The following is an 8,156-nucleotide window of genomic DNA, read 5'->3' on the forward strand; positions in this document are numbered from 1 at the left end:
CACCAGCAACGAGGCACGAGCAGCAGCACTTGCAGCCTGGATCGAGCACTACAACACTGAACGCCGCCACAGCGCACTCGGAGGACGACCGCCCATCAGCCGGCTACCAACCTAACGGCCGGATACAGCTAGGCGTCGAGCGAGACCCGGGGCAGCAGGAGCGCGCGCGCCTCGTCCAGGCGATCCGGCAGCAGTTCGTACCAGACCCACGTGCCGCGGCGTTCTCCACGCACGAGGCCGGCCCGGCTCAGGATGCCCAGATGATGGCTCACAGTGGACTGTGACAGCGCGGTGCGCTTGGCCAGGTCGCAGACGCAGACCTGCTCGCCGCCCGCCAGGAGCGTCAGCAGGTGCAGGCGCGCGGGGCTCGACAGCGCCTTGAACACCGCGGCGACATCGCCCGCCGCGGCCTCGGACATCGCGGCGACAGCATCGGGCACGCAGCGCTCGCCGCCGCGCCCGCGACGGTGGTCGTTCACCAGATCGAGGCTGGCGAGCTTCGTCATGAGGTAAAGGCTAGGTCATGGATTGACCAATGTCGATCCAAGGGTTGACAGCGATCTCGCTGCCCTGCTGTGCTTGTTTCGACAAAACTCGATCCAGGATGGATCGTACCCGGAGGGGCACCACCATGACGCGCGCCAGCGGCCTACCCCAGCATGATCTGCACGTTCAACTCGACCGGATCGTCGAGGAACTGTCCGACACCTTCCACGGCGTCTTCAGCCCGGAGACGGTCCGCCGCTACGTCGACGAGACCCACACCCTCCTCCGCGCCCAGGCCAGCGTGACGACCCACCTGGCGACCCTGACGGCGCGTTTCGCCAAGGAGCGCCTCACCGACCACGGTCACACGCTCGGTCTCGCGCGGGTCGCCGTGCCGCAGGTGCTGTTCATCTGCGTGCACAACATCGGCCGGTCCCAGATGGCGGCGGCCCTGCTCGACCACCACGCCTCCGGCAAGGTCGCGGTGCGCTCGGCCGGGTCGCAGCCGCGAGACCACATCCCCCGGCAGATCGTCGATGCGCTGGCCGAACTCGGGGTGCCGCTGACCTGCGCCTATCCGAAGCCGCTGACCGACGAGGTCGTGCGCGCCGCCGACATCGTGGTGACCATGGGCTGCGGGGACGCCTGCCCGGTGTATCCGGGTAAGCGGTACCTCGACTGGCAGATCGACGACCCGGTCGGCAAACCGATCGAAGAGATCCGGCCCATCCGGGACGAGATCGACCGGCGCGTCCGCGACCTGCTCCCGGAACTGCTCGGCGAAGCCTGAGCCGCAGCCGATGCCCGGACAGTTCCTCGGAACGCTCGCCGGCGTCATGGCGGCGCTCGCGTTGTTCACCTTCGGCTTGCTCAAGCTCGCCGACCTGTGGAGGTCGCGGGCCCGCGCCTGGGAACAGGCAGCGGTCGCGGCGGGCTGGGCCTGCCTGGCTTTCGGCGTCACGCTCGTCATCTCGACCGCGTACTACGCCGTGTCCTCCTGAGCGGAACCGGTCACCGGATGTTCACCTGGATCGGGCATTATCGAACCAAGCACCTCTGCCGATCCTCAAGGAGCATCCGGTGACCGACATTCCCGAGGTCCTGTTCGTCTGCGTGCACAACGCCGGCCGGTCCCAGATGGCCGCCGCGCTGCTGCAGCACTACGCCCTGGGCCGCGTCGCCGTGCGTTCCGCCGGTTCGGAACCGGGCGAGAAGGTCAACCCGGCGGCCGCGCAGGCACTGGCCGAGTGGGGCCTGGACATCACCGCCGAGGTGCCCAGCAAGCTCACCACCGAGGACGTCGAAGCCTCCGACGTGGTCATCACCATGGGCTGCGGCGACACCTGCCCGGTCTTCCCCGGCAAGCGCTACCTGGACTGGCAGCTCGACGACCCGGCCGGCAAGCCCGTCGAGGAGGTCCGCCCGGTCCGCGACGACATCGACCGCCGCGTGCGCGCCCTGCTGGCCGAACTGCTCGACAGGTAAGAGCCCGTCAGCTCTCGGCCGGCGCGAGCGCGGCCGAGAGCTGCGCCATCGCCGCGGGCACGGCGCGGTAGTAGATCCAGGTGCCGCGCCGCTCGCCCGTGATCAAACCCGCTTCCCGCAGCACCTTCAAGTGATGCGAGATCGTCGGGCCGGTCAGCTCGAACCCCTCGGTCAGATCGCACACGCACGCCTCCCCCTCGGCGTGCGAGGCGATCAGCGACAACAGCCGTAACCGGACCGGGTCGGCCACCGCCTTGAACCCGCGCGCCAGCGCCTCCGCCTGCTCCGCCGACAGCGGCGTCTGGCTCATCGGCGGGCAACAGGCCACGAGGTGGTTCAGCAACAGCTCCTGGTTCGACACCTCGCTATTTTGACGGTGATCGATTCAGTGAGGCAAGGTTGTCTCGATCGCACCCCCACTGCTCGTCACCGCCATACTCACAATGTGAGCCTTGACGACGCGCGGCGTACCCGGGGGAGCGTCGGCATGAGCCGTACGATCGAGATCGCCGTCGAACACGCGTCGGCCGGCTGCTCCATCCTGCGCATGGCCGGTGAACTCGACCGGTCGACGGTCCCCGCGTTGATCGACCAAGGCATGGCCCTGCTCGACACCGGACACCACTACCTGGTCCTCGACCTGTCCCGGGTCACGTTCTGCGATTCCTCGGGTGCCGACGTCTTCCTCGTACTCGGCCGCACCGCCGAGGAGAGGGGTGGGAGCCTGGTGCTCGCGGGGTTCGGGGGCCTGATTCAGCGACTACTCGAACGCGCCGGGCTGATCGGCGTCCTGCCCACCACGATCACCGTCCGCGACGCCGTCGCCCGCTTCGACTCGGCAGCCGCCGAGGGCGCCGGTTTCTGACCTCGCCGTCCTACCCTCGGCGCTTGAGCAGCCGCCGGGCGAGGTGAGCGGCGTCGCGGCCGACGCCGCGGATGGTGGCCGAGGAGAAGCTGCGCTGCCATTCCAGCCCGACGAACCCGAGCCCGGGGTGGGTGGTGGACAGGCCGTGGTGCTGCTTGGGCATCCCGGCCGGGTCGAGGGCGCCGAGCTTGTCCAGGTAGGACAGTCCGGGGCGGAACCCGGTCGCCAGGAGGATGGTGTCGACCCGTTCGCGGGTGCCGTCGGGCCAGGTCACGGTGTCGCCGTCGATGGCGGTGAACATCCGGCGCTGGTCTGGTGCGCCGGCGTCGATCGCGGCGCGGTAGCCGCCCGCGTCCTGGACGGGCATGCCCGGTTTGGTGCGCAGCCAGGGGCCGATGGGCAGGGCGTCGAATCCGGTGACGGTGAGCCAGAAGTGCACGTCCCGCCCGAGCGGTTTCCGGGGGGCGTAGCGGATCGGGTGGCGGGTGGCGAGGGTGACGCGGGCGTGCGGCGCGAGGTCGACGGCGATCTGGACGGCGGAGTTGGCCGCGCCCACCACCACGATGCGCTGCCCGGCGAAGGGGCTGGGCTCGCGGTAGTCGCTGGAGTGCAGGACGGTGCCGGTGAACCGGTCGAGCCCGGGTAACGCGGGCCGATACGGGGAGGTGAAGGCGCCGGTGGCGGCGATGACCGTCGGCGCGGAGAATTCTTAACCCGCCTCGGTCGACACCAGAAACTCGCCGTCGGGCCGGGTCACGGCGGTGACCCGGTGGCCGGTGCGGATGTCGGCCTGCAGGGCCGCGGCGTAGCGGCGGAGGTAGTCGATCACCTCGTCGCGGTGCGGATAGTGGTCCGGGTCGCCGGGGAACGCCATCCCGGGAAGCGAGCTGTAGCGAGCCGGGGAGAACAGGTGCAGGCTGTCGTAGTAGTGCGGCCACGATCCGACCGGCTCGTCGCCGGCCTCCAGCAGGACCGGCTCCAGCCCGCGGGCTTTGAGGACGCGGACGGACGCGAGACCGGCTTGACCGCCGCCGATCACAATGGCATCAGGCATGACAAAGAAACCCTTTCAATACGACGAGTTCAGAAGATCGGCTACCGGGGGACGCTGACCAGGGAGGCCACCACTGCCGCGACGGCGACCAGGGCCAGCACGAGGAAGGTGTGCGAGTAGCCGCCAAGCCCGTCGGCGATTGCGGCGCCCGCCCACGGCGCGAGCGACATCGTGATCGTCAGCGGCGCCGACAACAACCCGGTGAGGCGTCCATAGTGGACCGCTCCCCAGCGGTCGGTGATGGCCGTGGCCTGCAAGAGGGTGAACACACCACGAGCCATGCTCGCGACCACCGCGGCGATAACGAGTGCGGGCGCGGTGGTCAGCAGACCCAGCACACCGGTCGTGGCCGCCACCGCGGTGAGGATGATCGCGGTGCGGACCCGGACGCTGGTGTGCCGGGTGAAGGTGGTGTAGCCGAGGCGGCCCAGCACCTGCCCGGCCCCGCCGAGACCGAGCGCGACCGCGGCGGCACCGGGACTCAGCCCACGTTCGGTGAGCAACGGCACCAGGTTGATCACCACCGCGAACGCGGCGAACGCCGACAAGCTCAAGGCCACCACCAGCGCCACGAACGCACGGCTCCGCGCGATACGTCCGGGATCGGCGTGCGCGGGGCCCTCGTGCGGCTCGGGATCGGGCCAGTGCCCCCGCAACCCCCACGCGTGGCCCGGAATGGTGATCACCGCCAGGATGGCGGCGAGGACGAGGTAGGTCTGCCGCCAGTCCAGGTGGGAGGCCAGCGCGGCGGTCAGCGGGGCGAACACCGTCGACGCGAGGCCGGCCGCCAGGGTGAGCACGGTCAGCGCGCCTACCCGGCGCGGCCCGTACCAGCGGGTCAGCGCGGCGAATGCCGGCGGGTACAGCGTCGCGCCCATCGCCACCCCGGCGAGCAGCCACGCCGCGATGAACCAGGCGAGGTTCTGCGCAGTTGCGATCGCCACCACCGCGGGCACCGCGAGGATCGAGCCACCGGTCATCAGCCACCGCGGCCCGTACCGGTCCAGCCACCGCCCCACCGGAATGCCGGCAAGGGCCGCGACCAGCTGCCCCGCGGAGAAACCGGCCGTGATCCACGTCGGTGACCACCCGGTGGCCTTCGCGATGTCGGTGGCCAGCACGGGGAAGGCGTAGTACAGCACGCCCCAGCTGGTGATCTCGGTGACGCACAAGGTCACCATGACGCGGCGCAGCCCGGCCTTCGACAGCGAGCCGGGCTGCGCGCAGGCATCAACCGTCACCGGTCCGTCGAGGGGGCGGACAGCGAGATCAGCTCCGGGTCGGCCGAACCACCGCAGCACCCGCCCGAAGAGGCGTCCGCAGCGGGCTCGTCGAACAAGCCGGCCCCGCCGCAGACGCCGGTCTCGGCCAGGACCAGCTCCACCCGCCCAGCGGCCTCGTGGTCCCCGGCCAGTGCGGCGGCGATGGAGCGGACCTGCTCGTAGCCGGTCATGGCGAGGAACGTGGGGGCGCGGCCGTAGCTCTTCATCCCGGCCAGGTACACGTTCGGCTCCGGGTGCGCGAGTTCCTTCGCGCCGTGCGGGTAGACGGTGCCGCACGAGTGCACGTTCGGGTCGATCAGCGGCGCGAGCGCGACCGGCGCCTGCAGCGTGGCGTCCAGCTCCAGCCGCAGCTCCGACAGCCAGGACAACTCCGGGCGGAAGCCGGTCACCACCACGACCTCGTCCACCGCCTCGACGGTGCGCCCGTCGCCCGAGCGCAGCACCAGGCGGCCCTGCTCGTCGCGCGCCACGGCCTCGGTGCGGAACCCGGAGACGACCGCGACCAGCCCGGCGTCCACGGCCTCCTTGGCCCGCAGCCCGAGCGCGCCGCGGGCGGGCAGCTGGTCGGCCTCGCCGCCGCCGAAGGTGGCGCCCACCGAGCCGCGGCGCAGGATCCAGCTCACCCGCGTCCCCTCCACGGCGGTGAGCGCGACCAGCGCCGTCAACGCGGAGTGCCCGCTGCCCGCGACCGCGACGTGCCTGCCGGCGAACCGTTCCCGGACCACCGGGTCGCCGAGGTCGGGCACCCGGTAGGTGATCCGGTCCGCCGCCGCCCGCTCGCCCAGCGCCGAGAGACCGTCGCCACCCAGTGGGTTCGGGTTGGTCCACGTGCCCGAGGCGTCGATCACGGCCCGCGCGGTGATCAGCTCCTCGCGGCCGTCGGCGTGCCGGACGTGCACCGTCAGCGGCTCGGTGTCCCGCCCGTGGTCGACCACGCGGTCCCGGCCACGGCGCGCGACACCCACCACCTCGGTGCCGAACCGGACGCGCTCACCGAAGGCGGCGGCCAACGGGGCGAGGTAACACGCCACCCACTCCTGCCCCGTCGGGTAGTCCTCGGCCGCGGGGCGTTCCCACCCGGTGGCCTCCAGCAGCCGGCCTGCCGCCGGGTCCACCAGCTCCGACCACTGGGAGAACAACCGCACGTGGTTCCACTGCGCCACCGACGCCCCCGCCCGCGACCCGCGCTCCAGCACCACCGGCTCCAAACCCCGCTCCAGCACCTCGGCGGCCGCCGCGAGCCCGATCGGCCCAGCCCCCACCACCACGACGGGCAGCTCACTCATCCCGGCTCCTTCCATCGATCCAGCTCGATTGACTTGGCCTCAGACTGTATCGACTGTCATCGATCGAGGCAACCATCGATTGGAATCGATACACTCGGGGACATGACCACGACTGCCGCGCCCCAGGCCCAGGTCCTGCCCGACGGGGAAGCCGCCACCTACGCCGACTGGTTCGCCTGCCTGGCCGAGCCCACCCGGGTGCGGCTGCTGCACGCCGTGGCCACCGCACCCCGCGGCATCACCGTCGGCGCCCTGACCGGCCTGCTCGGCATCAGCCAGTCCACCTGCTCACACCACGTGCGCAAACTCGCCGACGTCGGGTTCGTGCAGGTCCGCAAGGAAGGCACCGCCACCATCGTCACCGTCAACGCGGCCTGCTGCGCCGGCCTCCCGCACGCCGCCGACGCCGTGATGGGCCTGCTCGCGCCGCGTCCCTGCTGCCCCGAAGACGTCCCCGCCGACGTCACCGTGCGGGCCTTGCGCGACGAGGACTGGGCCGCCGTCCGCCGCATCTACGGCGAAGGCATGGGCACCGGGCTCGCCACCTTCGAGACCACCGTCCCCAGCCGCGCCACCCTCGACGCGACATGGCTCCCGGACCAGCGGTGGGTCGCCGAACTCGACGGCGAAGTGGTCGGCTGGGCGGCCGCCACCCCGGTGTCCACTCGCGACTGCTACGCCGGCGTCGCCGAAACCTCGATCTACGTCGCCGACGGCCACCGCGGCCGCGGCATCGGCAAAGCCCTCATCCGCCAGCAAGTCATCGCACTCGACGAAGCCGGCTACTGGACCCTGCAAACCTCCATCTTCACCGAAAACCGCGCCAGCCTCGCCCTGCACCACTCCGCCGGCTACCGCACCATCGGCATCCGCGAACGCATCGCCCAACGCAACGGCACCTGGCACGACACCGTCCTCCTCGAACGCCGCAACAACATCAACTGATGAACTGGATGTCCACCAGGACAGGCAAACGCTGCGTGGCGAGGTTAACGATCGCGCCTGGCATGCTCCCCGCTCGGGATGCCATGATTTCGCGGGCCGCTGCGCAGCGCACGTCCAGCAGCGGCGTTGACAGTGAGCGACACAAGCGGCCGAGATCATGGGAATCGCCAGCGCGCACGGCGTGGCGGCCACCGAGCATCACCAGAGCCCGCTCAGCCGACACCGCCGGGTCCCGAACAGCGCACTGCGGCCGACAATCAGCACGGCGAGGATCATGTCCTCGGGGACCCGTGCGCTGTGCGATGCAGTCAGCAAGATGCTGGCACAGTTGCCAAAAGCCCTACGTACGCCCGCATACCTTCCAGTCAGCTCGTGGTCACCGCCGACGGCACCATCCGGCGAGTCCTGCCACCTGCTCCGTGCAACTCTCCCAAGCAGGGCAACCCAGTGCGTCCGAGCCGCGGAGTTGGAAGCGCACTGACTTGCTCGGGCACCGGGACAACAGGGACTGTTTCAAGATCGGTGTTTCTGGCCCGACACGCCGGGCTGAGGTCCGGCGGGATGGGCACTGTGAGTGATGACATCTGGGGCTGTGACTCCACGTAAGAGTGAGAAGCGGTTGTCGCCGGAGCAGGCCGCTGCGGTGGCGATGGTGGCCGAGGCCCGGCAGCGGGGGCTGGAGCTGACCGGCCCGAACGGGCTGTTGAAGCTGTTCACCAAGAACGTGTTGGAAACCGCGCTGAATGAGGAGA

General features: G+C 70.6%; 10 protein-coding genes and 2 pseudogenes. 7 read left to right on the plus strand and 5 right to left on the minus strand.

What is annotated here, in order from left to right; all coding sequences use genetic code 11:
- Positions 1–115: integrase core domain-containing protein (locus tag D0D28_RS34605; protein WP_162830614.1), on the plus strand; the 115-nt coding region annotated here is incomplete at its 5' end.
- A 13-nt stretch (positions 116–128) separates the two neighbouring features.
- Here the strand turns inward: D0D28_RS34605 and D0D28_RS34610 are convergent.
- Positions 129–506 (minus strand): ArsR/SmtB family transcription factor, encoded by a 378-nt coding sequence (locus D0D28_RS34610; protein ID WP_094003118.1) that lies wholly within the window; start codon positions 504–506, stop codon positions 129–131.
- 125 nt (positions 507–631) lie between these two features.
- Here D0D28_RS34610 and D0D28_RS34615 point away from each other — a divergent pair, with 125 nt between their 5' ends.
- The 3 genes from D0D28_RS34615 (at position 632) to D0D28_RS34625 (ending at position 1,971) form a co-directional block, all read left to right on the plus strand.
- A complete protein-coding gene (locus tag D0D28_RS34615; RefSeq protein ID WP_116115405.1) occupies positions 632–1,276 on the plus strand; it encodes an arsenate reductase ArsC in 645 nt (214 codons plus the stop codon).
- Positions 1,277–1,286: 10 nt separating this feature from the next.
- Complete coding sequence (locus tag D0D28_RS34620; protein ID WP_094003120.1) at positions 1,287–1,487, plus strand: hypothetical protein; 201 nt, start codon at positions 1,287–1,289, stop codon at positions 1,485–1,487.
- 79 nt (positions 1,488–1,566) lie between these two features.
- On the plus strand, positions 1,567–1,971 hold the full coding sequence (locus D0D28_RS34625) for an arsenate reductase ArsC (protein ID WP_094003121.1): 405 nt from the start codon (positions 1,567–1,569) through the stop codon (positions 1,969–1,971).
- A gap of 7 nt (positions 1,972–1,978) precedes the next feature.
- Here the strand turns inward: D0D28_RS34625 and D0D28_RS34630 are convergent, their stop codons facing one another.
- Positions 1,979–2,281, minus strand: a complete 303-nt coding sequence (locus D0D28_RS34630; RefSeq protein ID WP_094003147.1) for an ArsR/SmtB family transcription factor — start codon at positions 2,279–2,281, stop codon at positions 1,979–1,981.
- 177 nt (positions 2,282–2,458) lie between these two features.
- On the opposite strand from D0D28_RS34630, the gene D0D28_RS34635 reads away from it, so the two are divergent.
- Positions 2,459–2,836 carry an STAS domain-containing protein gene (locus D0D28_RS34635; RefSeq protein WP_094003122.1) on the plus strand — a complete coding sequence of 126 codons (378 nt, stop codon included), beginning with the start codon at positions 2,459–2,461 and terminating at the stop codon, positions 2,834–2,836.
- Positions 2,837–2,846: 10 nt separating this feature from the next.
- Here the strand turns inward: D0D28_RS34635 and D0D28_RS34640 are convergent.
- The 3 genes and pseudogenes from D0D28_RS34640 to D0D28_RS34650 all read right to left on the minus strand — a co-directional run bounded on the left by D0D28_RS34640 (position 2,847) and on the right by D0D28_RS34650 (position 6,459).
- Positions 2,847–3,890, minus strand: a pseudogene (locus tag D0D28_RS34640) (flavin-containing monooxygenase).
- Positions 3,891–3,931: 41 nt separating this feature from the next.
- Entirely contained in the window at positions 3,932–5,131 is a 1,200-nt protein-coding gene (locus tag D0D28_RS34645) for an MFS transporter (protein WP_429727770.1), read from the minus strand.
- Entirely contained in the window at positions 5,128–6,459 is a 1,332-nt protein-coding gene (locus tag D0D28_RS34650; RefSeq protein ID WP_116115407.1) for an NAD(P)-binding domain-containing protein, read from the minus strand. Before D0D28_RS34650 ends, D0D28_RS34645 begins: the two co-directional genes overlap by 4 nt.
- A gap of 102 nt (positions 6,460–6,561) precedes the next feature.
- Between D0D28_RS34650 and D0D28_RS34655 the strand changes: the two genes are divergently transcribed.
- Positions 6,562–7,404 carry a helix-turn-helix domain-containing GNAT family N-acetyltransferase gene (locus tag D0D28_RS34655; RefSeq protein ID WP_116115409.1) on the plus strand — a complete coding sequence of 281 codons (843 nt, stop codon included), beginning with the start codon at positions 6,562–6,564 and terminating at the stop codon, positions 7,402–7,404.
- A 592-nt stretch (positions 7,405–7,996) separates the two neighbouring features.
- Positions 7,997–8,156: pseudogene (locus D0D28_RS37230) on the plus strand (IS256 family transposase); the annotation flags it as partial.

This window comes from Amycolatopsis ruanii (genome assembly GCF_003385175.1).
Taxonomy (GTDB): Bacteria; Actinomycetota; Actinomycetes; order Mycobacteriales; family Pseudonocardiaceae; genus Amycolatopsis_E; species Amycolatopsis_E thermalba.